General features: G+C 72.0%; 21 protein-coding genes and 2 pseudogenes. 7 read left to right on the forward strand and 16 right to left on the reverse strand.

Going from position 1 to position 23,423, the window contains the following annotated elements; translation table 11 throughout:
* Positions 1–23: 23 nt before the first annotated feature.
* Complete coding sequence (locus ACIA73_RS01905) at positions 24–1,004, reverse strand: hypothetical protein (protein WP_399436263.1); 981 nt, start codon at positions 1,002–1,004, stop codon at positions 24–26.
* Positions 1,005–1,207: 203 nt separating this feature from the next.
* On the opposite strand from ACIA73_RS01905, the gene ACIA73_RS01910 reads away from it, so the two are divergent.
* A complete protein-coding gene (locus ACIA73_RS01910; RefSeq protein ID WP_399436264.1) occupies positions 1,208–1,561 on the forward strand; it encodes a VOC family protein in 354 nt (117 codons plus the stop codon).
* 10 nt (positions 1,562–1,571) lie between these two features.
* Here the strand turns inward: ACIA73_RS01910 and ACIA73_RS01915 are convergent, their stop codons facing one another.
* Positions 1,572–2,453: a hypothetical protein gene (locus ACIA73_RS01915; RefSeq protein ID WP_399436265.1), complete on the reverse strand. Its 882-nt coding sequence runs from the start codon at positions 2,451–2,453 to the stop codon at positions 1,572–1,574.
* Positions 2,454–2,587: 134 nt separating this feature from the next.
* Between ACIA73_RS01915 and ACIA73_RS01920 the strand changes: the two genes are divergently transcribed.
* Complete coding sequence (locus tag ACIA73_RS01920) at positions 2,588–4,414, forward strand: ABC transporter transmembrane domain-containing protein (RefSeq protein ID WP_399436266.1); 1,827 nt, start codon at positions 2,588–2,590, stop codon at positions 4,412–4,414.
* The gene (locus tag ACIA73_RS01925; protein ID WP_399436267.1) at positions 4,411–6,168 is read left to right on the forward strand and encodes an ABC transporter ATP-binding protein; all 1,758 of its coding nucleotides are present in this window, start codon (positions 4,411–4,413) and stop codon (positions 6,166–6,168) included. The genes ACIA73_RS01920 and ACIA73_RS01925 overlap by 4 nt, the downstream gene beginning before the upstream one ends.
* A 19-nt stretch (positions 6,169–6,187) precedes the next feature.
* On the opposite strand, the gene ACIA73_RS01930 is transcribed toward ACIA73_RS01925, so the two are convergent.
* The 3 genes from ACIA73_RS01930 to ACIA73_RS01940 all read right to left on the reverse strand — a co-directional run bounded on the left by ACIA73_RS01930 (position 6,188) and on the right by ACIA73_RS01940 (position 9,131).
* Positions 6,188–6,856: a DNA alkylation repair protein gene (locus ACIA73_RS01930; RefSeq protein ID WP_399436268.1), complete on the reverse strand. Its 669-nt coding sequence runs from the start codon at positions 6,854–6,856 to the stop codon at positions 6,188–6,190.
* Positions 6,857–7,003: 147 nt separating this feature from the next.
* Entirely contained in the window at positions 7,004–7,930 is a 927-nt protein-coding gene (locus ACIA73_RS01935) for a phytanoyl-CoA dioxygenase family protein (protein WP_399436269.1), read from the reverse strand.
* Positions 7,931–8,063: 133 nt separating this feature from the next.
* Positions 8,064–9,131, reverse strand: a complete 1,068-nt coding sequence (locus ACIA73_RS01940) for a saccharopine dehydrogenase (RefSeq protein ID WP_399436270.1) — start codon at positions 9,129–9,131, stop codon at positions 8,064–8,066.
* 95 nt (positions 9,132–9,226) lie between these two features.
* Here ACIA73_RS01940 and ACIA73_RS01945 point away from each other — a divergent pair, with 95 nt between their 5' ends.
* A complete protein-coding gene (locus ACIA73_RS01945; RefSeq protein WP_399436271.1) occupies positions 9,227–9,871 on the forward strand; it encodes a TetR/AcrR family transcriptional regulator in 645 nt (214 codons plus the stop codon).
* Between the two features lie 37 nt (positions 9,872–9,908).
* On the opposite strand, the gene ACIA73_RS01950 is transcribed toward ACIA73_RS01945, so the two are convergent.
* From ACIA73_RS01950 to ACIA73_RS01965, 4 genes are all read right to left on the reverse strand, one after another.
* A complete protein-coding gene (locus ACIA73_RS01950; RefSeq protein WP_399436272.1) occupies positions 9,909–11,228 on the reverse strand; it encodes a sensor domain-containing protein in 1,320 nt (439 codons plus the stop codon).
* Complete coding sequence (locus tag ACIA73_RS01955) at positions 11,225–12,562, reverse strand: FtsX-like permease family protein (RefSeq protein WP_399436273.1); 1,338 nt, start codon at positions 12,560–12,562, stop codon at positions 11,225–11,227. The genes ACIA73_RS01950 and ACIA73_RS01955 overlap by 4 nt, the downstream gene beginning before the upstream one ends.
* Before the next feature lie 59 nt (positions 12,563–12,621).
* Positions 12,622–13,389, reverse strand: a complete 768-nt coding sequence (locus ACIA73_RS01960; RefSeq protein WP_399436274.1) for an ABC transporter ATP-binding protein — start codon at positions 13,387–13,389, stop codon at positions 12,622–12,624.
* An 88-nt stretch (positions 13,390–13,477) separates the two neighbouring features.
* Positions 13,478–14,164, reverse strand: a complete 687-nt coding sequence (locus ACIA73_RS01965) for a response regulator (protein ID WP_399436275.1) — start codon at positions 14,162–14,164, stop codon at positions 13,478–13,480.
* Between the two features lie 198 nt (positions 14,165–14,362).
* Here ACIA73_RS01965 and ACIA73_RS01970 point away from each other — a divergent pair, with 198 nt between their 5' ends.
* The gene (locus tag ACIA73_RS01970; RefSeq protein WP_399436276.1) at positions 14,363–15,376 is read left to right on the forward strand and encodes a GNAT family N-acetyltransferase; all 1,014 of its coding nucleotides are present in this window, start codon (positions 14,363–14,365) and stop codon (positions 15,374–15,376) included.
* An 84-nt stretch (positions 15,377–15,460) separates the two neighbouring features.
* Here the strand turns inward: ACIA73_RS01970 and ACIA73_RS01975 are convergent, their stop codons facing one another.
* From ACIA73_RS01975 to ACIA73_RS01985, 3 genes are read right to left on the reverse strand one after another with little or no spacing between them, the layout of a single operon-like run.
* Positions 15,461–16,108 carry a LuxR C-terminal-related transcriptional regulator gene (locus ACIA73_RS01975; RefSeq protein ID WP_399436278.1) on the reverse strand — a complete coding sequence of 216 codons (648 nt, stop codon included), beginning with the start codon at positions 16,106–16,108 and terminating at the stop codon, positions 15,461–15,463.
* Positions 16,093–17,313, reverse strand: a complete 1,221-nt coding sequence (locus ACIA73_RS01980) for a sensor histidine kinase (protein WP_399436279.1) — start codon at positions 17,311–17,313, stop codon at positions 16,093–16,095. The genes ACIA73_RS01975 and ACIA73_RS01980 overlap by 16 nt, the downstream gene beginning before the upstream one ends.
* A 38-nt stretch (positions 17,314–17,351) precedes the next feature.
* Positions 17,352–18,254, reverse strand: coding sequence for a helix-turn-helix domain-containing protein (locus tag ACIA73_RS01985; protein WP_399436280.1), 903 nt, complete (start codon positions 18,252–18,254; stop codon positions 17,352–17,354).
* On the opposite strand from ACIA73_RS01985, the gene ACIA73_RS01990 reads away from it, so the two are divergent.
* Together ACIA73_RS01990 and ACIA73_RS01995 are read left to right on the forward strand one after the other, a co-directional pair.
* Positions 18,253–18,696, forward strand: coding sequence for a DUF2000 family protein (locus ACIA73_RS01990; protein ID WP_399436281.1), 444 nt, complete (start codon positions 18,253–18,255; stop codon positions 18,694–18,696). The two genes, ACIA73_RS01985 and ACIA73_RS01990, sit on opposite strands and share 2 nt — an antisense overlap.
* A 288-nt stretch (positions 18,697–18,984) precedes the next feature.
* Positions 18,985–19,650 (forward strand): HAD family hydrolase, encoded by a 666-nt coding sequence (locus tag ACIA73_RS01995; RefSeq protein ID WP_399436282.1) that lies wholly within the window; start codon positions 18,985–18,987, stop codon positions 19,648–19,650.
* A 26-nt stretch (positions 19,651–19,676) separates the two neighbouring features.
* Here the strand turns inward: ACIA73_RS01995 and ACIA73_RS02000 are convergent, their stop codons facing one another.
* From ACIA73_RS02000 to ACIA73_RS02015, 4 genes and pseudogenes are all read right to left on the reverse strand, one after another.
* Positions 19,677–21,113, reverse strand: coding sequence for an MDR family MFS transporter (locus tag ACIA73_RS02000; RefSeq protein ID WP_399436283.1), 1,437 nt, complete (start codon positions 21,111–21,113; stop codon positions 19,677–19,679).
* Complete coding sequence (locus tag ACIA73_RS02005) at positions 21,110–22,006, reverse strand: ABC transporter ATP-binding protein (protein WP_399436284.1); 897 nt, start codon at positions 22,004–22,006, stop codon at positions 21,110–21,112. Before ACIA73_RS02005 ends, ACIA73_RS02000 begins: the two co-directional genes overlap by 4 nt.
* Positions 22,003–22,707: pseudogene (locus ACIA73_RS02010) on the reverse strand (FecCD family ABC transporter permease); the annotation flags it as partial. The pseudogene ACIA73_RS02010 and the gene ACIA73_RS02005, both read right to left, overlap by 4 nt.
* A pseudogene (locus tag ACIA73_RS02015) lies at positions 22,698–23,387 on the reverse strand (siderophore-interacting protein); the annotation flags it as partial. The pseudogenes ACIA73_RS02015 and ACIA73_RS02010, both read right to left, overlap by 10 nt.
* Positions 23,388–23,423 lie beyond the last annotated feature (36 nt).

Below are 23,423 nucleotides of genomic sequence, written 5' to 3' on the forward strand. Positions count from 1 at the left end.
CCCGCCCCCTCTCCGCACACACCTCAGTGCCCGTGTCCCGGAGCCTCCTCCTCCGGCTGGCCGGTGGGCGGCGCGGTCGTCCCGGCGCCCGCGCCGCTCCCCTGGCCCGCCTCCACCGTGAAGGCCGCCGTGCGCACCTTGCCGTTGTGCTGGAAGTCGAGGAAGAGGCGGTACGTCCCCGAGCTGGGGACCGCGGCGGTGAAGGAGACCTGGGGGCCGGGCTTGGTGGCGCCGTCGCCCGGAGCGCCGTTGGGGTGGACGTGCAGATAGGCGAGGTCGCCGGAGCGGAGGGCCACCAGGTGGCCGTACGCACCGAGGTAGGGCTGGAGGTCGGTGACCGGCTTTCCGTTCCTGGCGACCTTCAGCTTGAGCTCGCTGTTCTTTCCGGGGTTCAGCCCGCCGTCGAGGGTGACCTGGTATCCGTCGACCTCCGCGGTGCGGGCGACCGCGGGGAGGGCGACCGGGTTGTAGTCGCCGGACACCGCGAGGTCGGCCCCGAGGGTCAGCGCCTCGGCGCCCTTCTTCGCGGGCTTGAAGTCGGCGAAGGCCCGGTAGCCACCCGCGGCCGGGAGGTCCGCGGTGGTGCTCCAGGTGCCGTCGGCGGCGCGGGTCGGGTGCAGGTGACGGAAGACGGTCAGATCGCGCGAGGCGACGATGAAGTGCAGCTCCTTGTCGTGCTCGCGGGTGTACGCGGTGACCTTGCGGCCGTCGGCGTCCCTGATGGAGAAGCGGAGCCGGGTACGGTCCCCGGCGTCGACCCGGGGTGTCTCCAGGGCGAGGGTGTAGCCGCTCTCGGAGATCTGGAGGCCGCCGGGGACGGGCGCGGCCCCGCCTCCCCCGCCGCCTGCGGGTTCCTTCGCCCCGTTCGTCGATGGGTGCCCGCCGTGCGCGGCCGCCTTCTCGTCGGCACCGAGGGGGCCGACCCCCTTGCCGACACCGTAGGCCGCTCCGAAGGTGGCGGCGACGGCGGCGGCGTACGCGGTGATCCTGAGTCCCGTGTTCATGACGCTCCTCTGAAGGGTGAGCTGCGGGCAGTGCGGTGACTATGGACTTCACCATACCCCTAGGGGGTATTGCGTCAAGCCTTCGGATCCATGACTTGAATAGGGGTGGGGGGTATGACTGGCCAGGAGTGTGCGAGATCCGGAGGCATCGGCCGCCGGTCTCGGGAAGGATGCGGACACACTGCTCACACTTGGAGGTCCTGATGTCCGTCCGCCGTGTCGTGCCCAACATCCAGTCCCCGGACATGCGGGAGAACCGGGAGTTCTACGGCCTGCTGGGCTTCGAGGAGGTCATGAACCACGGCTGGATCATGACGCTCGCCTCGCCTTCCGCCCCGACCGCCCAGATCAGCGTCATGACGGACGACAGAACCGCGCCGGTGGCCCCGGACCTGAGCGTCGAGGTGGACGACGTGGACGCGGCCTACGCGCTCGTCCGCGACAGCGGCGCGGAGATCGTGCACCCGTTGCAGGACGAGGAGTGGGGGGTACGCCGGTTCTTCGTCCGGGACCCCGGCGGGCGGGTGATCAACGTACTGGGGCACCGCCGGCCGTAATCACCGGCCGTCAGCGCTCGTCGCCCGTCGGGTCGAGGCGCTCCCCCGCCGCGATGCGGGCGACCAGCGTGGTGGCCTCCTCGATGTGCGGGTGGAGCGGGTGCAGTCGCCGCTCACCGGCCGACAGCGACTCCCGGGCCGCCTCCAGCGCCTCCTGGTGGTGGCCCAGGCCGTACAGGGCGGTGGCCGTGGCGATGCCCAGGGCACCGGTCGAGATGACACCTGCTTCCGGCGACTGCTCCGCGACGGCGCGGGCCTCGGTCAGGGCCTCCTGGTATCGGGCCTGGCCGTTCAGGCTGTGCGCCAGGACGAGGCGCAGGAGGGGCGCCATCCCCTTTCCCGCGCGAGGCAGGTTGCCGCGGGCGATGGCCTCGGCGTCCTGGTGCCGTCCCTGCCCGTGCAGGGCTTCCGCCAGGTTGGTCAGGGCCCCGAGCTGCATGATCAAAGCGCGTTTCGGGTACGGGCGGGCGAGCGAGTTCAGGGCACGGAGGTTGCCCTCCGCCTCCGGCTGGGCCTGCGCGTAGTGGCCCTGCTGGAGCAGGATGTCGACCCGGGTGCCCCGCGCCATCTGGTGGAACAGCCGTACGGAGCCGCCGAATTGCCGCAGTTCCGCTATCAGGGCCTCCACCTCGTCCCGCACCTCGCTCCCGCGCCCGTGCTCAACTGCCGCGGTGGTGGCGACGATGCGTCCCACCCAGTTCGTCATCGGCCCCCTGGACCACGGCCGGCCGGGCAGCGCGGCGAACGCCCGCGCGTCGCGCTCGGCCACTTCGTACGCACCGTCCTCCAGCAGCCCGGCGAGACGCCTGAACTCGGCCCCCCGGGCGGGCGACAGCTCATGCTCGGCCCAGCCGGCCCGCACACCCGTCCACGACTTACGCAGAAGCTTCACAGCCGGTGAGGGTACGGGGCCGCGCGCGGCGCCCGCGCGCCGGGGGCGGTGCGTGCGGACATGGGTGGTCGCGGGGGCAGGACCGGCGCGTGATCTGATCATCACGTCCCGTCCGACGAGGTGAGGATGCCGGAATGACCGGAGTGAAGGGGTCTGCGCACCGGGTGCCCCATGCCGATCCGGGGGTGCCCGACCATCGCGGTCCGGCACGTTTCCTGTGGTGGCTGGTCAGGATGCAGCCGGGACGGGTGCTGCTCGGGGCGCTGTGGGGCAGTTCGTGGATGTGTGCGCTGATGTTGCCGCCGTATCTGATGTCCCGGGCGATCGACAGTGGGCTGCGGGCCGGGAACACCGGGGAGTTGGTGCGCTGGGTCGCGCTGATCGTGCTGGTGGGTGCGGTGGTGGCCGTTCTCGGGATCCTGCGGCACCGGACGATGACGCTGCTCCGGGTCGACGCGGCGTACCGCACGGTGCAGGTGGTGGTGCGGCAGGTCGCGCGGCTCGGTTCGGCGCTGGAGGGCAAGGTGTCGGCGGGGGAGCTGACGCACCTTCAGGCCGGGGACACCGCGCGGATCGCGCAGACCCTGACCATCACCGGGCCCGGGGTGGGTGCGGTGATCGCGTACAGCGCGACCGCCGTGCTGCTGTTCCGGATATCCGCCCTGCTGGCGCTGGTGGTGCTGCTGGGGGTGCCGTTGCTGGCGGTGACCGTGGGGCCGCTGCTGGGGAAGCTGCACGGCGCCGAGGGGGCGTACCGGGAGAAGCAGGGGGAACTCACCGCGCAGGCGGTGGATGTGGTCACCGGGCTGGGCGTGCTCAACGGGATCGGCGGGAAGCCGGTGTTCGCCCGCCGCTACCGGGAGCGGTCCCGGGCCCTGGTGTCCGACGGCTACCGGGTCGCCTCGCTGACCAGTTGGGTGCAGTCCCTGGGGGCCTGCCTGCCGGTCCTCTTCCTCGCGCTGGTCACCTGGATCGCCGCGCGGATGGCGGCCAGTGGCACGATCACGGTCGGTGAACTCGTCGCGGTGTACGGGTATGTGGCGGCCCTCCTGGCGCCGGTGGCGTTCTTCGTCGAGGGGGCCGACGACCTGCCGCGCGGGCTGGTCTCGGCGCGGCGGGTGACCGGCATCCTGGCCATGAAACCCGATGTCGAGGACCGCGAGGCCTTGCTGCCGGGGCCGGGCGGTCCGGCGGAACTGCACGATCCGGTATCCGGTCTCGTGCTTCCTGCGGGCAGTACGACAGCCCTGGCGAGCGCGCGTTTCGACGAGGCGCGTGCCGTGGTCGACCGGCTGGGCCGGTACACGGACTCCGAAGTCACCTGGGGTGGCGTGCCGTTGTGCGACATGGAGCTGGCCGAGGTGCGGCGGCGCATTCTGCTGGCCGACAACGACACGTACCTCTTCGGCGGTTCGGTCCGTGAGGCGGTCTCGGTGGGGGTGCACGGCGAGCGGGAGATCGAGCGGGCGGTGCGCGCCGCGGTGGCCGAGGACATCGTCGGGGCGCTGCCCGAGGGGCTCGGCTCCCGGCTGGGCGACCGGGCGTCCCATGTGTCCGGCGGTCAGCGCCAGCGGCTTCGACTGGTACGTGCGCTGCTGGCCGACCCCGAGGTGCTGTTGCTGGTGGAGCCGACGTCGGCGCTGGACGCGCACACCGAGGCGACGGTCGCGTCGCGGGTGACCGCCGCCCGCGAGGGACGCACCGCCCTGTTCGTCAGTACGTCGCCGCTGCTGCTCGGCCGGGCGGACCGGGTGTCCTTCCTGGTGGACGGCCGGGTGGTGGCCGTCGGAACCCACGGTGAGCTGCTGGAGCGGCAGCCCGAGTACCGGGCGCTGGTCTTCCGGGGCGCCGAGAAGAACGAACCGAGCACGCGGACAGCGCGCACCGAGGCCCGGGTCGAGACCGGTACCGAGACCCGTACCGAGACCCGGACCCGTACCCAGGAAGGAACCCGCCGATGAGCAGCGTGCAGGAGCGGCTGCCGGTCGCCGACCGCGGCACCGCGCGCCGGGCCAGTTGGGGGCTGCTGAAGGACGACGGGCGGGCGATGGTGTGGATCATCGCGCTGACCTGTCTCGCCTCGCTGGCCGGACTGGCGAGCCCGTGGCTGCTCGGCCGGATCGTCACCGGGGTCGAGCGGGGGAACATCACCACCGACCGGGTCGATCTGCTGGCCATGGGCGTACTCGGCTTCGCGCTGGCCCAGTTGGTGCTGTCCCGCTTCGCCCGCTACCACTCGCACCGCTTCGGCGAGCGGGCGCTGGCCCGGCTGCGGGAGGAGGTCGTGGAGGCGACGCTCGCGCTGCCCGCCCGGGTGGTCGAGCGGGTGGGCACCGGTGATCTGGTGACCCGGGCGTCGGTGGATGTCGGCACGGTGGCCTCGACGCTGCGCAACGCGGCGCCGGAGGTGTTCATGGCCGGGGTGCAGGTGCTGTTCGTGCTGGTCGCGGTCTTCGTGCTGCATCCGCTGCTGGGGCTGTGCGCGCTGGTCGGGCTGCCGTTCCTGTGGTGGACCGGCCGCTGGTACCTGGCGCGGGCCAGGGACGCGTATCTCGCCGAGGGGGCGGCCTCGTCCGAGGTAGCCGAGGCGTTGAACGCCACGGCGCAGGGCGCCCGTACCGTCGAGGCGTTCGGCCTGGGCGGGGCCAGGGTGGCGCACGCGGACCTGGCCATCGACGCGGCGTACCGCGCGGGCAGGCGCACCCTGTTCCTGCGGACGGTGCTGTTCCCGGTCACCGGGTTCTCGCACACCCTGCCGATGGCGCTGATCCTCCTGGTCGGCGGCTTCGCCCATCTGGACGGGTCGGTCGGCCTGGGCGTGGTGGTGGCGGGCAGCCTGTACATGTGGCAGCTGGTCGACCCGCTCGACCGGATGCTCACCTGGGTGGAGCAACTCCAGCGCAGCGGCGCCTCGTTCGCCCGGATCAAGGGCGTCGGCCTGGTCGCCGACGAGACCGTACCCGCCACCGGCCGGCCCGTCGACGACCGCATCGAAGTGTCCGGGGTGCGTTACGCGTACGTCGGCGACCACGACGTACTGAACGAGGTGGAACTGTCGGTGCGGCCAGGTGAGCGGCTCGCCGTGGTGGGCGCCTCGGGAGCGGGCAAGTCCACGCTCGGCAAGCTGATGTCGGGGGTGGGGGTTGCGCGTACGGGGTCGATCACGGTCGGCGGGGTGCCGGTGGCGGCGCTGGCCGCGGCCGGGACGCTGGGCAACCGCATCGTCCTGATCACCCAGGAGCACCACGTGTTCCTGGGAACCCTCCGGGAGAACCTCGCGATGGCGGCCCCGGACGCCGACGACGGCGCCATGCTGGCGGCGCTGGCCATGGTGGAGGCCGACTGGGCCCAGGAGCTGCCGGACGGTCTCGGCACCCGCCTGGGCGCGGGCGGGGTCCGGCTGGACGCCGCACAGTCACAGCAACTCACCCTGGCCCGCGTACAGTTGGCCGACCCGCACACCCTGATACTCGACGAGGCGACCGCCCTCCTCGACCCCACCACCGCCCGGCACGCCGAACGCGCCATGGCCGCCGTACGCGCCGACCGCACGGTCATCTCCATCGCCCATCGCCTCCAGACCGCGCACGACGCGGACCGGGTAGCCGTGATGGAGGAGGGCCGCATCGTGGAGCTGGGCACCCATGACGAGCTGGTCGCCGCAGGGGGGACATACGCGGCGCTGTGGGGGTCCTGGAACGGTGCGGGGTCGTGACGGGCGAGGGGGCGCCCGGTCAGCCCTCGCGGCGGCGTACCAGTTCCGTGATCCAGGCCGGGGCGTAGGGGGAGGTGCAGTTCGGGGGCGTGGGGTAGTCCTTGAGGACTCCGAGGCGTTCGCCGATGGCGAGGGCGCGGGCGCGGTACTCGGCGTGCTCGATGCCGATCTGGGCGAGGCAGTGGTTCATCGCCCACTGGAGGCGGTCGGGGGCGTCCTTCATCTCGGCCTCGATGGTGTCGAGGAGCCCGGGGAGGTCGAGGCCCTCGGGCTTCTTCGCGACGCGGTCGGTGGTCAGCGCCCAGCCCGCGCCGGCCACCACCGGGTCGGGGTCGGCGAGCCAGGCCAGTCGCAGCTCCTCGGTGTGCCGGTTCTTCTTCACCACGTAGTTCACCAGCCAGTCGTGCACCTTGGGGGCACGCGTCTCGCGGATCATCACGTCCAGCTCGTCGCGGGTGAAGGCCTTGGGGCGGCAGACCAGGAGGGCCAGCAGGCGGGCGGCGGTGTCGTCGGTGGCCCAGAGCTGCTGGGCGAGCTCGTGCTGGGTCCTGAGGCGTTGGGCGATCGCGCGGAGCTTGCCGAGGTTCACGCCGTGGTCGTCACCGTGCTTCTCGTTGACCGCGCGCGCCTTGGGGTCCTCCAGACCGGCCAGCTCGGCCATGACCTCTGCCACCGTCGGTTCGGTCATCATCGGCCTCCTGTCCGCAGTGCTGCTCGGTGCCTTGTCTGCTGTGCTGTCCGCAGTGCTGCTCGGTGCCTTGCCTGCTGTCCTGCCCGCAGTGCTGCTCGGTGCTGTCCGTGGTGCTTGGGAATCACCCTATTCGTTCGGTGGCTTTCAGAGGCCGTCCTGATCGTGCCAGTGGTTCTGCCAGCGGCCGTCGATCGGCTCCCCGGCGGCCTGGTAGCGGATGTCGGTGGACAGCCGGAAGGCGCCGGAGGGGTCCTTGTTGTCCAGGGAGGCGTGCACGATGTGCGCGTTGTGGACCATCAGGTCGCCCGCTGCGAAGTCCGTCACCAGCCAGCGGGCGTCGTACTCCTCGGCCAGCGCGGGCAGGTCCGCGGTGATCGAGGCGGCGGGCCGCTTCAGCGTCCCGGCGGCCTCCTGCCGCTTGACCCGGTGGTGGCTGCCCTCCAGGTAGATCAGGGGTCCGCGTTCCACGGGGCAGTCCCCCAGCGGGATCCAGGAGGAGACCACCCGGTCGGTGCCCCCGCGCAGATAAACCAGGTCGTAGTGGGCCTGGGTCGCAGTGCCTATTCCGCTCTCGCCGGGTGCCACGTGCCGGATGATTTTGCGACGGTGCAGATGCAGTTCCTCGGAGCCGAGGAACCACCGGTAGAACGCGACCAGCGCGGGATGCCTGCACAGGGCCTCGTACGCCCGCCCGGGGACGATCTCCTTGAACAGGATCTCGCGCAGTCGGCCACGGTCCAGGCCCGCTTCCGGCCCGGCCAGGCCCTCGACCGGATCGGCGTCGGCCCTTACCAGGCCACTGGGCAGCAGGCGGGAGAAGTAGTGTCGGCGGAAGGACAGCACGGTCGCCCGGTCGAAGAACCCGGGGAGGAAGAGGTAGCCGTCGCGGTCGAACCGCTCGCGCAGTGCGGCCAGGTCGGTGCGCTGTGCCTCGGGTACGGCTTCGAGGCGGCCGAGACGGCGGGGGCCGGGCGAGAGCCGGTGGCCGTTGGAGGTGAGGACGTCGGTCGAGGGTGCTGATCGGTACGGTGCCGTGGGCGTCATCGGTGTCATGGGGGTCATGGGGGTCATGGGTGTCATCGTGCTGGCTGGACCGGCCGGCCGCCATGAACAGATTCCGGCACCTCTTGGACGATTGTCGTCAGTCGGCAGACGGCTGACGGCTGACGGCTGTTGATGGGAGCGGTCTGGTGAGTTCCACCGCTCAGCAGCGGGCGGGTCCGGGGCCGGACTGCTCGGGGCCTGACTGCTCGATGCCGGATCGAGGTACGTCGGCGAAGGCGGCGCCCGTCTCCAACAGGCGCTCGACCGCGTAGGCCGGGTCGACCAGAGCCTCAGGAGTATGCAGGCCCGGTGGAACGGCCGCCCCGCGCAGGGCGAGGAGGCGCTCGACGCCGAGGGCGATACCGACGGCGGTCAGGGGCCGTTGGCCCGCCGGGTGGACGAGGTAGCGGCTGGTGCGCAGGGGGGCGCCGGCGGGGCCCGATCCTTCGAGGTCGATCCGGGCCTCCAGGGAGGCGCCTTCGCCCCGGCGGCCGGCCGGGGACTCGCCGATCGCCATGTCGAAGCGGACGTTCGCCGCACCCGTGGCGAGGGCGAGGCTCGGTACGTCGAGGATGGCGATGGCCCGACCGGGCAGGGCGACACCGTCCGCGCCGGGCACCTCCGCCTCCGCCTCGGGCCCGTTCACCCAGGTGAAGACGCCGTCACGACGTACCAGACCCGCCGAGGTGGCCGTCGCCCACCGCTCCAGGTCCGCCGCTCCGGCGGGCCCGCCGGTGTCCGACTCGTCGAGTACGACACGGATGCGGAGGGTGTCGACCCGGTCGAACTCCCGGGCAAGTTGCAGCGTCGCCAGGACGACGGCGCCCGCGCACCAGTGGCTGGCCACCAGAACCGGTGAGGCACTCGCCTGCCGGGCCCCCAGGATGACTTCGGGGGCGATCTCCACCAGGCCGCTGGAGATGCTGAGGTACGGCAGTCCGTGATGCTGCGCGTAGTGCAGTCCGTTGAGGTGGCTGTCCCGGAGTGCGGCGACCACTGCCGAGTGGTGGCGGCCGGGCGGCAGGCCGAGATCGGCGCGCCGCAGGTCGATGGTGGTGGCGGTGGCGGTGCCCAGTTCGTCGGCCACCTTCTGCGCGCGCGGGAGGTCACGGCCCGCGAGGGTCAGTGGCAGATCCGGGTGCCAGCGGCGTAACAGCGCGGCGGTGTCCGAGCCTGCCTGACCGGAGCCTCCGAGGATGAGCACCGGCTTCAACTCCCTTTGGGGCATGGCAAGTTCCTTCCATATTCACGAAGCTACATTTTGTAGCCTACGTTTTGTAACATAGCTTGGAAGGCGACAGCAAGAGACACAGGGGGAGAACCATGGCGGCCACATCGACCCGTCTGTCCAAGCCGGCCAGGCGGGAGCAACTGCTCGACACCGCCGTCCGGATCGTGCGCACCCGTGGCGCCGACGGGCTGACCCTGGTCACCCTCGCGGAGGCGGCCGGGGTGAGCAGGCCGATCGTGTACGACCACTTCGGCACGCGCCCCGGCCTGCTGCTCGCGCTCTACCGGCGGCTCGACGAACGCCACCGGGCCGCCATCTCAAGGGCGTTGCAGGACTCCGCACCCTCCGCCGGCGAGGTCGCCCGCGTCATGAGCTCCGCGTACTTCACCTGCGCCGCGGACATGCCGGAGCTGGGCGCCGTCTCCGCCGCACTCAAGGGGAACCCGGAGGTGGAGGCGGTCCAGCGTGAACTGCTGGACGGCTACACGGACTTGATGGCCGGCGCGCTGGTGCCGCACTCCGCCCTCACTGCCGGAGCGCTCCGGCTGCGGTGCGTCGGCGTGCTGGGCGCGGCCGAGGGAATCGCCGCCGAGCTGAACGGCGAGCGGACAACGCTCGGCGACGCTGTCGCCGCGCTGGCCGATCTGATTCTGGGGGCTCTGGGGGCTCTGGGGGCTCTGGGGGATCCAGGGGATTCGGGAGGCCGGAAAGATCCGAGAGGCGGGGCCGGGCGTTAGGCGCGGGTTTCCCGCTCGACCTCCTCGACCCCAACGGTCAGATACGGACGGGCATTTCGAGCACGACGGTGGTCGGGCCCTGGCGGGGGCTGTGGAGGTTGAGGGTGCCGTCGACCGCTGTCAGCCGTTCCCGCAGGCCCGGCAGGCCGCTGCCCGCGCCGAGTTCGGCGCCGCCGGTGCCGTTGTCATGGACGGCGATCCGCAGCTTCTTGCCGGTGAGATGGGCGTCGACCGAGGCCCGGGCCGCTCCGCTGTGCTTGACGATGTTGGTGAGCAGTTCGGCGACGCAGAAGTACGCCACGCGCTCGATCACCGGGTCCGGGCGGTGCGGTACGTCCACCTTCAGGGCGACAGGAACGCCTGCCCGGGCCGCCAACTGCGGGAGGGCGTCGGCGAGTCCGAGGTCGAGAGCGGCGGGGCTGATGCCGTCGATGAGGCGGCGGAGTTCGGCGAGGGCGGCGTCGGTCTGGGTGCGGGCGCGGGCGACGAGGGCGCGGGGGCGGTCGAGGGGCACGTTGGTGTCCGGTACGTCGTCGTCCAGTGCGTCGGCGGTCAGTACGTCGGCGGTCAGGGACAGGGTGATGGCGAGGGCGACGAGTTGGGCCTGGGTGCCGTCGTGCAGGTCGCGTTCGACCTGGCGGAGGTCGCGGTCGCCTTCCGTGAGGGCTGTGCTGCGGGCCCGTTCCAGGGAGCGCACCCGTAGGTGGGAGGCACTGGGGCCGAGGAGGGTGCGGGCGAGGAGTCGGTGCAGGTCGGCCATGGTGCGGGCCGCGGTCGGGGCGAGCGCCAGAACGGTCGAACCGGCCAGGACGGCGGCGGCCGACAGCCACCACACCTGGCCGGTGGCCACTGCCCAGGCCGCGCTCCACACGCCGAACACCGGCAGCCCGAGTGTCGTGACGAGGGCGAGCAGGTCGACCGGCAGGCGGAGCAGCAGATAGAGCATGCTGCGCCAGGCGGTGACGTCGGACAGGTTGCCGCGGATCCAGGGGATCGCGCCGGTGGCGGGCGGCGGGGGCGCGGGGATGTCGATGTCCTCGCCGAGCAGCGTCCGGGCCAGCCGGACGTGCGCCCGGCCGAGACGGCGGGCGCCCCGCAGGCCGACCGCGAGGAGGGGCAGCCCGATCAGCGTGAGGGAGAGCAGGCCGCCGACGTAGAGGACGAGAAGGACGTAGGCGACGCCGAGCAGGGACAGCGGGAGGCCGATGACGGCGAAGGCGGCGGCCTTCGGCGGCAGCCCACGGCGGCGACCGCGAGCGCCGGCCGCCCGCTCCTCGCTGCCCTGCTCCGGCCGCCCCGCGCCGGCCGCGCCCGCCCGCTCCTGGCGCTCACCGTCCCCGCGCCCCTCCCCCGTCACGCCGCCGCCGCAGCGGCAACGGCCGGTTCCGAGGTGGCTCGGAAGCCTGTGGAGAGGATCGTCAGTACGGTCAGCGCGACCGCTGCGAGCACCAGCGGCAGGTACGACTGGAGGGGGACGGTGGGGAGTGCGCTGCCTGTGGCGGCGACCGCGAAGGCCATGCTCATGGGGGCCGCGACCAGCAGTCCGAGGAGTACTCCCGCCAGAGCGGTCAGGGTCGCCTCCGCCAGGAGCATCCGCATCAGTTGTCGGCGGGTCGCGCCGGTCAGGGCGAGCAGGGCGTACTCCCGTCGCCTGGCCACGGTCAGCGAGGCGAGGGTGTTCACGGTGGCGACCGCGCCGAACCCGGCCAGCATGGCGAGTTCGACCCCGCGCAGCCAGACGTCGCTCTCGGCGTACGCCCCTGGCGGGGCCACCTGTTCCAGGGTGCCGGTGACGGCGGCGAAGGTGAGCGACAGCCCGACCAGCAGGGCGATCGGAACCAGTGCGGAGGACAGCCGGTGGGCGTTCCCGCGCAGGTTTTCGGCGGCGAGGGCGCCGCCGCCGTCCCCCCTGTGCCGGGCGCCCACCAGCCTGACCGGCAGACCGAGCAGCAGCACCGCCGTCCGGGCCAACGCGGGCCCCAGCAGTCCGGCCGCGAGCATGAGGACGAGCGAGCCGAGCAGGGCCAACTGGGCCGACTTGTCGACCGGCAGGCCGGTGGCGAGCACCACCAGGGGCACCGCACCGCCGAGGACGAGCAGGCCCGCGAGGCTGCGAAGCGGGCCCGGTCGGCCTTCTTCGGTCGTCTGCGCCATCGCGGCGGACGGCCTTCCCCGTACCGTCCGGCGGGCGGCGATCTTCGTCGCGCCGACCCCGACGAGCAGCGTCACCGCCGTTCCCGCCACCAGGGGCCATGGCGAGAACGGCACGCTCGCACCGGCCGGGACGATGTCCCGGGCGGCCAGCCCGGTCAGGAACCACCGCGCGCCCCAGCTCCCGAGCAGCCAGGCCGGCGGCGATACCAGCAGGGCCACCAGCAGCACCTGGCACCGGACCAGCCGCTTGATCTGCTGGGGTGTCGCCCCACTGGTCCGCAGCAGCGCCATGTCACGGGCCTGCTGCCGTACCGAGAACGACAGCGTGTTGGCCACCACGAACAGCGCCATCAGCATCGCGATCTCGCCGAACGCACCACCGATCATCGCCAGCCGGTCGCCGCCGCTGCCGCCGATCGCCGTGGCGATGAGCGAGCCGAAGAGGGTGATGACGGTGACGGCCAGCAGCAGCGCCGCGCCCAGCCCCGCGAAGGAGGCGGGCCGGGCCCGCAGCGTCCCCAGCGCGAGCCTCAGCATCCCGGCCCGCACCACTCCCGCGCGCACCGTGTCCGCCCGAACCCCGCCCGTCCCCGCCCTCAACACGCCGCACCGCTCAGCTTGTCCGCGATCCGGGCGGCCGACGGACGTACCAGATCGTCGACCACCACACCGTCGGCGAGGAAGAGCACCCGGTCCGCGAAGCTCGCCGCGAGCGGGTCGTGGGTGACCATCACACAGGTACGTCCCTCCTGCTCGACGCCCGCGCGCAGCATCCGCAGTACGTCCGTGCCGGTGGCCCGGTCGAGTGCGCCGGTGGGTTCGTCGGCGAAGAGGACGCGGGGGCGGGCGTACAACGCCCTTGCCACCGCGACGCGTTGCTGCTGTCCGCCGGAGAGCCGGCCCGGCCTTTCCCTGCGCCGGTCCGCGAGGCCCACCCGTGCGAGGGCCTCGGTGACGGCGGCGCGGTCGATCCGCTCGCCCGCGAGGCGGGCGGGGAGGGCGACGTTCTGCTCGACCGTCATGGCGGGCATGAGGTTGTACGACTGGAAGATGAAGCCCGCCTCCGACCGCCTCAGCTGTGTCAGCCGCCGTTCGGAGAGTGCGGTGATCTCGGTGGGCCCCCAGTGGACGGTGCCGGAGGTCTGCCGGTCCATTCCGGCGACGCACTGGAGCAGGGTCGACTTGCCCGACCCGGACGGGCCCATCACCGCGGTGAAGGTGCCGGGGGCGAAGGCGGCGTCGACGCCGCGCAGGGCGTGCACGGCGTCGCGGCCGCGGCCGTAGGACCGGTGCAGGTTCTCGGCGCGGAGGCCCAGACCTGGTGCGGCCTGGGGGCGGGCGGGGATCTCGGTGCTCGGTGACATGACTCGATTGTTGGCCGCACGGCCCTCGGGGACCACGGTGGTAGCGCCCGTCCTGGGGGTTCGGATATCCGCCCCCTCGGACCGGGCGCTACGTCCCGACCGCCTGCAAGTACGCCACCACGGCCTTGACCCGCCGGTTGTCCACGTCGGTCGGCGGCAGGTCGAACTTGGCGAACACGGAGGCAACGTGCTTCTCCACCGCCCGTTCGGAGATGGTGAGCAGTCCGGCGAGGGAGCGGTTGGAGTGGCCCTGGGCCATCAGATCGAGCACCTCCCGTTCGCGGGCGGTCAGCCGGTCGAGGGGGCGGGTGCCGTTGTTGAGCATGCGGCTGACGATCACCGGGTCGAGGGCGACACCACCGGCGGCGACTCTGCGCAGCGCCTCGATGAAGTCGGCGGTGGCGGAGACGCGCTCCTTGAGCAGATAGCCGACGCCCGCCGCCTCGCCCGCCAGCAGCCTGGCCGCCCACGAGGGCTCCGCGTGCTGGGAGAAGACCAGCACCCCCAACTCCTTGTATTCCGTGCGTAGTTGCACGGCAGCTCTGATGCCTTCGTCCGTGTGTGTCGGGGGCATCCGGATGTCGACCACGGCGACATCGGGGCGGTGTTCGGCCACCGCCGCCAGCAACCCGTCCGCGTCACCCGCGGTGGCGACGACCTGGCAGCCGCGGGCGGTCAGCAACTCCACCATGCCCTCACGGAGAATGACCGAGTCCTCGGCGATGACCACTCGCACTGCGTGTTCCCTCTCTCCGCTCACGGTCTCTCCGCTCACGGTCTCTCCGCTCACGGTCTCTCCGCCCACGGTCAGCCCTTCGTCGTCGACCAGGTCCGGAAAGAGGCTCTCATTCAATCAGCGGGGTGCGGAAATGCGCTTGATCCTTGATCATGGGCGGCCCGGGGTGGCCCGTTCTGGTGGCGTCTGCCTCTCCTCCCTTCCCGCTCTTCCCGCTCTTCCCGCCATGGAGGCACAGTGTTCGCTCGTACGACTTTCCGTCGCACCGTCGAGGCCGACCTCGACCGTCTCCTTCCGCTCGTGGTGGCGGATCCGGCCAGCACCATGCGGGCCGACATGTATCTGAGCAAGCTCGCAGACGGTCAGTACCGTCGCGAGTGGACCTGGATCGCCGAGAACCCGGCGGACGGTGACGGTGCGCCGCTCGCGGTCGCCGTGTGGTGGGGGCCGTTGACGGAGACCACGCCGGGTGCGCTGGATGCGGTGTACGTCGACGGGGCGCGCGTACCGGAGGGTGAACGAGTCGCGCTGGCAGCCGAGTTGCTCACTGCGGCGCACGCGGCGTTCAAGGAGGCGGGGGCGGCCGAGGCCCCCGAGTTCCACATCTTCCTGCCCGGGGACTTCCGGGAGCGGCCCGAGGTGGTCGAGGCATTGGCCTGGCGGCAGGAGGCGGCCAGGGCTGCGGGGCTGGTGGGGTTCGTGGAGCGGCTGAGGTACGAGTGGAAGCCGGAGGACGTGGCGCCGGTGGACGGGGCCCGGGAGCCGGCCCCGAAGCAGCTGACCTTCGCGGCCGAACCCGATGACGAGGTCTTCGTCGAGCTGTTCCGCCAGGTGCTGGAAGACACTCTCGACGCGGGCTCCCGGGTGGAGGCCGAGCAGATAGGGGCCCTGGCGCAGGCCCGTAACGATGTGGCGTTCTACCGGGACCAGATGCTCGGCGAGCGGTCCTGGTGGCGGGTGGCCCGCAATGCGGCGGGCGAGGTGGTCGGCTTCGGTCTCCCCTCGCGCAACCACGCGAGCCCGGTGGTCGGTTACCTCGGCGTACTGCCCCAGCACCGGGGGCACGGATATGTGGACGAGATCCTCGCCGAGATCACCGGGCTGCTGGCCTCGGAGGTCCTGGCGGTGGAAGCCGATGCGTCGCAGATCCGTGCCGACACCGACCTCGGGAACGGCCCGATGGCTGCCGCCTTCGAGCGCGCGGGCTACCGCAACCACAGCCGCCGCCTGGTGCTGTCGGAACACATGTAGTCGGCAATCGAGGGGTGGGATGACCGGGGCGCCCCCACAGGCCCGCAGAAGCCGGGGTGCCGGGGCCACGACCGAGCACTCACCTCACGCCCGCAGGAACGCCAGCACCGCCAGCACCCGCCGGTGGCCCTCGGTGGCCACCGGCAGGTCGAGCTTGGTGAAGATGTTGCCGATGTGCTTGTTCACGGCGGCTTCGCTGACGAAGAGCTGGGCGGCGATGGCGCCGTTGGTGCGGCCCTGGGCGATCAGACCGAGGACTTCGCGTTCGCGCGGGCTGAGGTGTTCCAGGGGGTCCTTGCGGAGGCGTACGAGCTGCTGGATGACCTCCGGGTCGACGACGGTTCCGCCCGTGGCGATGCGTTCGATGGCGGCCATGAAGTCGGTGACCGCGCCGACGCGTTCCTTGAGGAGGTACCCGACGCCGGCGCCGCCGCCGGAGTCCAACAGGCCCAGCGCGTAGGAACGTTCGACGTACTGGCTGAGCACGAGGACCGGCAGGCCGGGGATTTCCTCGCGGAGCTGCACGGCCGCCCTGAGGCCGTCGTCGCTGAGGGTCGGCGGCATCCGTACGTCGGTGACGATGAGGTCCGGCGGGTCGGCGCGCACCGCCTCGATCAGCGCGTCGGCGTCACCGACCGACGCGATGACCTGGTGGCCGACCCGCTGCAACAGGCCGATGAGGCCTTCGCGCAGCAGTACGGCGTCTTCGGCCACGATCAGGCGAAGCGGCACGGCACCTCCACATGGAGCAGGGTGGGACCACCGACGGGGCTGGACACCCGCATCCGGCCGTCGAGTGCGGTGACCCGGTCGGCGAGCCCGGTCACTCCGGTGCCCGCCTCCGCGTCGACGCCGCCGTGGCCGTCGTCCGTGATCTCCAGGATCAACAGGTCGGAATGGTAACGGCCGTGGACGGTGGCGCTGGTGGCGCCACTGTGTTTGGCGATGTTCGTCATGGCTTCGTTGATGAGGTAGTACATGGTCGTCTCCAGCTTGCGCGCGAGCCTGGCGGGGAGGACCAGGTCGACCGTGACGGGGACGGGGAAGCGGCCCGCGTAGTCCTCGATGGCGGCGACCAGGCCGTGGTCGGCGAGGACGGGCGGGTTGAGACCGCGGATGAGGGCTCTCAACTCCTGTTGAGCGATGGCGAGTTGGGCTTCGGCTTCGGCGAGGAGGCCGGACTGGGGGGAGTCGGGCGGGGTGTCCAGACGGAGCATGCCGAGGGTCATTCCGAGGGAGACCAGGCGCTGTTGGGCACCGTCGTGGAGGTCGCGTTCGATGCGTACGCGCTCGGCGTCGAAGGAGTCGAGGAGGCGGGCCTGGGAGGCGCGGACCTCGCGGAGTTCCTCGCCGAGTTCCTGGTCGCGGGGGGCGAGGAAGGTGCGGGTCAGGGCGGCGCGGGCGCCGGCCCAGGAGGTGACCGTGTAGGGGGAGGCGAGCAGGACGCACGCGGAGAAGACCGTCCAGAGCCAGGTCTCGCCGTCTATGGAGGCGATGAGGACGGCGGGCAGGCCGAAGGAGAAGAGCAGGACGAGGAGGTCCAGCCACCACAGGGCGGCGGCGGAGATGAGGGTGAACGTCAGCTCGCGCCAGGTGACTTGCTCCTTGAGGCGGCTGGTGATCCAGGCTTTGGCCCCGGGGGTCTCGGGGCGGCGGTGCGGGTCGGGTACCGGGTCGAGGTCGACGAGGCGCAGCCGGGCGCGTTCCAGTGCGGCGACCTCGGTGGAGCCCAGCACGACGCCGGCCAGGATCGCGACGCCGACCACTGCCACCGCGAAGACGAGTCCGGCCGCCAGGCCGACGGCGAGCAGCGCCGTCACCACCGCGCCGGCCACCACGCCCCCGGCCAGATAACCCAGGGACCTCCAGGGCCAGCTGGAGGTCAGGAAGCTCAACGGGCTCTGGACCATGGCCTGCCAGGCGGTGGTGGGACGCATGGGGGCACCGTAACCCGTTCGCCCCGGGGGGCGGACGGTCAACTGCCCCTGGCGTACCGCCCCGGTGTCGTTCCGACCACCTTCTTGAAGTGGCGGGTCAGGTGGGGCTGGTCGTAGAAGCCGAGGGTGGTGGCCACCTCGCCCGGGGGCCGGCCGTCGAGGAGGAGGCTGCGGGCGCGGTCGATGCGGCGGGACATCAGGTACTGGTGGGGGGCGATGCCGTAGGCGGCGCTGAAGGCGCGTACCAGGTGGGTGGGGTGGGCGTGGATCAGGCGGGCGGCCTCGTCCAGGGTGAGGCCCTCGGGGAGACGGGCGTCGAGGAGTTCGCGGAGGTGGCGGGCGACCCGGCGGTCGGGGCCGGGCGGGGCGGGGCCGGGAGGGCGGGTGCGGGGGTGGAAGTGGGTGCGGAGGCGTTCGGCGATGAGGGCGAGACGGGATTCGGCCTCGAACTCGTCGCCGGGGTGGGTGAGGGCGGTGTGCAGCTGGCCGACCCGGGTGCGCAGGAGGGGGTCGGCCAGGTCGGGGGCGTCGACGGCCGCGCCGATGAGGGTCTCGTCGAGCTGGGTGGTGTCGAGGTAGAGGACGCGCTTGCGGAAGCCCTGGTCGGTGGCGGGCGAGCCGTTGTGGGGGACGTGCGGGGGCAGCAGGCTCACGGTGTCGCCGGGGGTGCCGCGCTCGAAACGGTCCAGGTCGTAGCGGACCGCACCGTCGTCGACGATGAGGAGGGTCCAGGCGTCGTGGACGTGCATGGGGTACGTGTGCTCGGTGAAGCGGGCGTGGAAGACCTCGACCACGCCGGGGACCGAGGGGCGCCAGGCGGAGACTTCCTGCCGGGGCCGGGGCGGCCGGGGCTCGGCCGTCCACCCGGTCCGTGATGCTGCGGGACTCACGCAAGGAACGTACAAGACGGGGAAACTGTCGGCGAGGGAGTCTCGCAGCATGAGAAACGACGAGAACCCCTCCCCCGCCCCCGTCCGCTTCGACACCAAGATCGCCGTACTGCTGCGCGAGGACCTGGAGACCTGGCAGCGGCTGAACGTGACCGCTTTCCTGGTCAGCGGCCTGGGCTCGGCCGTCCCCGAGGTGGTCGGCGAGCCGTACGCGGACGCCGACGGCACCGCGTACCTGCCGATGTTCCGCCAGCCCGTGATGGTGATGGAGGGCACCAAGGAGAACCTGACCGCCACCCACAGCCGCGCGCTCTCCCGGGTACTGACCACGGCCGTCTTCACCTCGGACCTGTTCACCACCGGCAACGACCGCGACAACCGGGATGCGGTACGGGCCGTCGGCAGGGACGGTCTCGACCTGGTCGGCATCGCGGTGTACGGACCGCGCAACGCGGTCGACAAGGCCCTCAAGGGTGCGCGTATGCACCCTTGAGTCCGGAAGATCCGGGAGGTATGCGGCCTTCTTTCGGTCGAGGAGCTCGACGATCCGCTCGAAGGGACTCAAGGGACTCGGCCCCGGAATCGACTCGGGCCTCGGCCCAGAGGGACTGAAGGGACTGAAGGGACTCAACGGGGCGTCCTGCGGGCGGGCATGTCCGTGCGTACTCGGGGGACCCGAGGCACCACGGGCCGATGTGCGGCAGCGTGCGCGAGGCAGCACTGTGGAGACAGTGAGCGGTGGCCATCGTGAACGGCGGACGGCAGGAAGTGGGACGACGACATGGCACGGGCGGCACTCTTCGACGTGGACGGCACCCTCGCCGACACCAACCATCTCCATGTGGTGTCGTGGTGGGAGGCGCTCAGGCAGGCCGGGCACCAGGTGCCGATGCGGGCGGTGCACCGGGCGATCGGGCTCGGTTCGCAGGACCTGATCGCGCATCTGCTCGGCGACGATCACGACACCGACGAGGACGACGGCCTCAGTGCCGCGCACAAGGCGCTCTACGGCCAGTACTTCGATCGGCTGCCCGCCTTCGACTCCGCCGCCGACCTGCTGCGCGAGCTGGACGGGCGGGGCTGGAGCATCGTCCTGGCCACCTCGGCCGGTGGCCCCGAGCTGAAGGCGCTGCGCCGTGCCATCGACGCCGACGACGTCATCCGCGACACCGCGAGCGCCGATGACGTATCGGAGGGAAAGCCCGCACCGGAGCCCGTGGAGCACGCGCTGGAACTCGCCGGGGTGGACGCCGGTCAGGCGGTCTTCGTCGGCGACACGGTGTGGGACATGAAGGCGGCGACCCGCGCGGGGGTACGGGCCGTCGGCCTGCTCTCGGGCGGCATCCCGCGCGCCGACCTGGAGGAGGCCGGGGCGAGCGAGATCTACGAGGACGTCGCCGACCTGCTCGCCCGGCTGGACTCCAGCGCTTTCGGGAAGTCCCCCTAGCGACGCGGGACGTACCCGGCACTACGTCAGGGCTTCCCGGCGTGGGTGCGCGGCAGCCTGGTGGCGCCCGCGGCGGCGAGCAGGCAGAAGCCGAGGACCCACCAGAAGGTGTCGGCGAAGGCCTGGGAGACGTCGGTGCCGCGCGCGGTCAGGCGGCTCTGGAGGATGACGGCGAGGGCGGCGGTGCCGAGTGATCCGCCGACCACGTTGAGGAGGTTGAGAGCTCCGGCGGCGCGGGGAAGCTGGGCGGGTTCGATGCGGGTGTAGACGATGTTCATCACGGGGGCGCCGACCATGGCCATCCCGATGCCGCGGGTGGCGAGTGCGGCGATGAGGAGCACGTCCGGTGGCTGGTGGCCGAGTTGGGTGAAGGGGACCGTACCGAGGAGGATCAGGGCGATGCCGGTGACGACCAGGGTGCGGGGGGCGACCTGGTCGATGGTGCGGTTGACGAGGACGGATCCGGCCGCCGCGCCCAGCCCCTGCGGGGCGAGCAGCAGTCCGGCTTCCCAGGCGGTGAGGCCGGGGCCGGTCTGGAAGTAGAGGGGGAGCAGGAACATCGTGCCGAAGACCGAGGCTCCTAGGACGACGAGAGCGAGGGCGGCGGCGCCGAAGGGCGGCCGGGTGAAGAGCCGGGGGTCGACCAGCGGGGTGGCGCGGGTACGCAGGCCGTGGACGGTGAAGGCGATCAGCATGGCGGTGCCCGCGGTGATGCCGAGGACGGCGGGGAGGGTGCGGCCGTGGGCGACCTCGGTCAGGCCGTAGACCAGTACGGCCAGACCGGGTGAGAGGAGGGCAGCGCCGCGCAGGTCGAAGGCGGTGCGCCGGGGCGCGGGCGGGACCACCGGGACGTAACGCCTGGCGAGCAGGATCGCCGCCGCGCCGATCGGCAGATTGACCAGGAACAGCCAGGGCCAGGGGGCCACCGCGAGGATGGAGCCGCCGGCCAGGGGCCCGAGGACGGGTGACAGCAGGGGTACGACGCCGACGATGGCGATCACCCTTCCAGTACGTCCGGGACCGGCGGCCCGGGCGAGCAGTGCCTGGCCGGTGGCGGGCAGCAGTCCGCCTCCGAGGCCCTGGACGACGCGGAAGACGATCAGGCTGTTCGCGGACCAGGCGAGGGCGCAGAGCACCGAGCCGAGGAGGAAGATCCCGATGGCGACCAGCCAGGTACGCCGGCCGCCGAACCTTCCGGCCAGCCAGCCGGACGCGGGGACGGCGGCCACCACCGCCAGCAGATAGGCGGTGGATATCCACTGGATCTCGGCGACCGAGGCCCCGAACTCTCCAGCCAGCGTGTCGATTCCGACGCTGACGATGGTGGCGTCGATGGTGGCCATGAAGGTGCCGAGGACCAGGATGAAGGCGATCCGCAGCAGCTTGGCGTCGACGCGGCCGGCCGCGGGTGCGTCGGGCGGGGCGCCGGTCGGTGTGTCCGTCGGGTCGGCTTTCTCGCTCACCGGTGCTCCAGGGGTTCGGTACGTCGGTCTCCAAGGCACAGGCTCTGAGCGCCTTGCAGGGTGGGGACGATCATCGGGGTGTTCGTCACCGGGTCCGGCACGATGATGCTCGGCAGGTCGAACACCTCCTTGATCAGCGCGGCGTCCACCACCTCCGAGGGAACGCCCTCGGCGATCACCCGGCCGCTCTTCATCGCCACCAGGTGGTCGGCGAACCGGCACGCCTGGTTGATGTCGTGCAGGACGGCGATCACCGTGCGGCCCTGGTCGCGCAACTGCGCGAGCAGGCCCAGGAGTTGGTACTGGTGGGTGATGTCGAGGAAGGAGGTGGGTTCGTCGAGCAGGAGGTACGGGGTCTGCTGGGCGAGCACCATCGCCATCCAGACACGCTGGCGCTGACCACCGGAGAGTTCCTGTACCGGGCGGTCGCCGAGGTCGGCGACACCGGCCGCGGCCATCGCCTCGTCGACCGCCCTGCCGTCCTCGGGGGACCACAGGGCCAGCAGCGACTGGTGCGGGAAGCGTCCCCGGCCGACCAGTTGGCGGACCTTGATGTCGTCCGGGGCGAGGGGGTCCTGCGGCAGGAAGCCGAGTTGCCTGGCGAGCGCCTTGGCCGGGTAGTCGCCGACCCCGCGGCCGTCGAACTCCACCTGCCCCGATTCGGGGCGCAGCAGCCGTACCAGCGCACGCAACAGGGTTGATTTTCCGCAGGCGTTGGGGCCGACGATGGCGGTGAACGCACCGTCCGGGACGTCGAGCGTCAGCCGGAGGGAGACGATCCGGTCGCCGTAGCGCAGGGTGAGGTCGCGGGCGGTCAGGCGGGCGGTGGCGGCAGAGTCAGCAGGTGTGGCCGGGGTGGCGCCCGTGGGCGTCCCTGCGGTGGTCTCACTCATGATGCTCGCCTCACTTCCTTGGTCAGCAGCCAGATCAAGTAGCAACCGCCGATCGCGGTGCTCACCACGCCGACGGGCAGCGCGACGGGTGCCAGCAACAGCTGGGCGAGCAGGTCGGCGCCCAGCAGCAGCACCGAACCGGTGAGTGCCGCCGGGAGCAGCGGCACTCCGGCCGCGCCGGCCAGTCGGCGGCCGATCTGCGGGGCGGCCAGCGCGATGAACGCGATCGGCCCCGCCACCGCGGTCACGGTGGCCGTGCACTCGACGCCGACCAGCACCATCAGCAGTCGCAGCCGGTCGAGCCCGACCCCGGTGGCCACGGCGACCGCGTCACCGAGCGAGGCCTGGTGCATGGCGTGTGCGCGGGTGGCCATCAGGATCAGCAGGACGGCGATGAGGGTGAAGGGGATACCGAGGTCGTCCCAGCCGACCCCGTTGAGGGAGCCCGCGTTCCAGCCGACGGCGGCGATCGCGACTTCGAGTTCGGCGCGCAGGATCATCCAGGAGTTGACCGCGGTGACCGTGGCGTTGAGTGCGATGCCGATCACCACCAGACGCATGCCGGAGAAGCCCCGGTCGTACGAGAGGAGATAAATGACCGCCGCGACGAGCAGGCCGCCGAGCACCGAGCCGCCTGCCAGCTGCACCGACGTACCGGAGAGGACGGTCATGGCGATCAGGGCGCCGAAGTAGGCACCCGCACCGCGGTCGCCGCCTTCGCCAGTGCGTCGCCGGTGCCCGCCGGGCTGCCGCCGCGGTGCAGCCAGTGCACCTCGAAGCCCTCGGGGGCGTCCAGGTCGATCTCCTCGCCCGCGTCGGCGACTTCGACGAACGCCCAGCCCTTCGCGGCCCTCGGGAGTTCCTCCAGCCAGCGCGCGACGGCGGGCAGCGCGGTGAGGTCGGCGGCGAGGAGATAGCGGTCGTACGCCGGGACGATCCGCCCGCCGGGCGGTCCCGCGACGTGCATGACCTCCCCCGCCGACACGGCGGTTGCCCACTCGGAGGCGAGTCCGCCCTCGTGCAGGGCGATGTCGATGTCGATCTCGCCGGCGACCGGGTCGTACCGGCGCACGGTGTACTGCCGGGTGAGGCCCACCGTCCCGGCCCACTGCAACATCAGCCCCTTGGGCTCGGGCGGCCGCAGCTCACCGTCCTCGGGGAAGAACAACTTCACGTGCTCGTCCGGCGCGTGGGACTCGAAGCCCTCGGTGCCCGCGCCGCCCAGGGTCACCCGCACCAGCCCCGCGCCGACCATGGCGGTCCGCAGGACCTCGGTCTCGCGGATCCGGATCGGGTAGGCCACATCCACCGCACCCACTCCGGCCCTGACCTCGGCGATCCGGTCGAGGTGGCGGTGCCGGTGGTCCTCGCGGCTGCTCATGCGTCGCCCTTCGGGGTCTGGTTCGTCGGTGGCTGT

The sequence above is a fragment of the Streptomyces sp. NPDC051561 genome (assembly GCF_044454195.1).
Taxonomy (GTDB): Bacteria; Actinomycetota; Actinomycetes; order Streptomycetales; family Streptomycetaceae; genus Streptomyces.

Excerpts from the sequence above, each read along its gene's own strand:
- ACIA73_RS01995 (WP_399436282.1), top strand. The coding sequence starts at position 18,985 with ATGGCACGGGCGGCACTCTTCGACGTGGACGGCACCCTCGCCGACACC.
- ACIA73_RS01960 (WP_399436274.1), bottom strand. The coding sequence starts at position 13,389 with ATGTCACCGAGCACCGAGATCCCCGCCCGCCCCCAGGCCGCACCAGGT.
- ACIA73_RS01985 (WP_399436280.1), bottom strand. The coding sequence starts at position 18,254 with ATGCTGCGAGACTCCCTCGCCGACAGTTTCCCCGTCTTGTACGTTCCT.
- ACIA73_RS01930 (WP_399436268.1), bottom strand. The coding sequence starts at position 6,856 with ATGACCGAACCGACGGTGGCAGAGGTCATGGCCGAGCTGGCCGGTCTG.
- ACIA73_RS01940 (WP_399436270.1), bottom strand. The coding sequence starts at position 9,131 with ATGCCCCAAAGGGAGTTGAAGCCGGTGCTCATCCTCGGAGGCTCCGGT.
- ACIA73_RS01935 (WP_399436269.1), bottom strand. The coding sequence starts at position 7,930 with ATGACCCCCATGACCCCCATGACACCGATGACGCCCACGGCACCGTAC.
- ACIA73_RS01990 (WP_399436281.1), top strand. The coding sequence starts at position 18,253 with ATGAGAAACGACGAGAACCCCTCCCCCGCCCCCGTCCGCTTCGACACC.
- ACIA73_RS02005 (WP_399436284.1), bottom strand. The coding sequence starts at position 22,006 with ATGAGTGAGACCACCGCAGGGACGCCCACGGGCGCCACCCCGGCCACA.
- ACIA73_RS01925 (WP_399436267.1), top strand. The coding sequence starts at position 4,411 with ATGAGCAGCGTGCAGGAGCGGCTGCCGGTCGCCGACCGCGGCACCGCG.
- ACIA73_RS01920 (WP_399436266.1), top strand. The coding sequence starts at position 2,588 with ATGACCGGAGTGAAGGGGTCTGCGCACCGGGTGCCCCATGCCGATCCG.
- ACIA73_RS01955 (WP_399436273.1), bottom strand. The coding sequence starts at position 12,562 with ATGCTGAGGCTCGCGCTGGGGACGCTGCGGGCCCGGCCCGCCTCCTTC.
- ACIA73_RS01905 (WP_399436263.1), bottom strand. The coding sequence starts at position 1,004 with ATGAACACGGGACTCAGGATCACCGCGTACGCCGCCGCCGTCGCCGCC.
- ACIA73_RS01945 (WP_399436271.1), top strand. The coding sequence starts at position 9,227 with ATGGCGGCCACATCGACCCGTCTGTCCAAGCCGGCCAGGCGGGAGCAA.
- ACIA73_RS01980 (WP_399436279.1), bottom strand. The coding sequence starts at position 17,313 with ATGCGTCCCACCACCGCCTGGCAGGCCATGGTCCAGAGCCCGTTGAGC.
- ACIA73_RS01910 (WP_399436264.1), top strand. The coding sequence starts at position 1,208 with ATGTCCGTCCGCCGTGTCGTGCCCAACATCCAGTCCCCGGACATGCGG.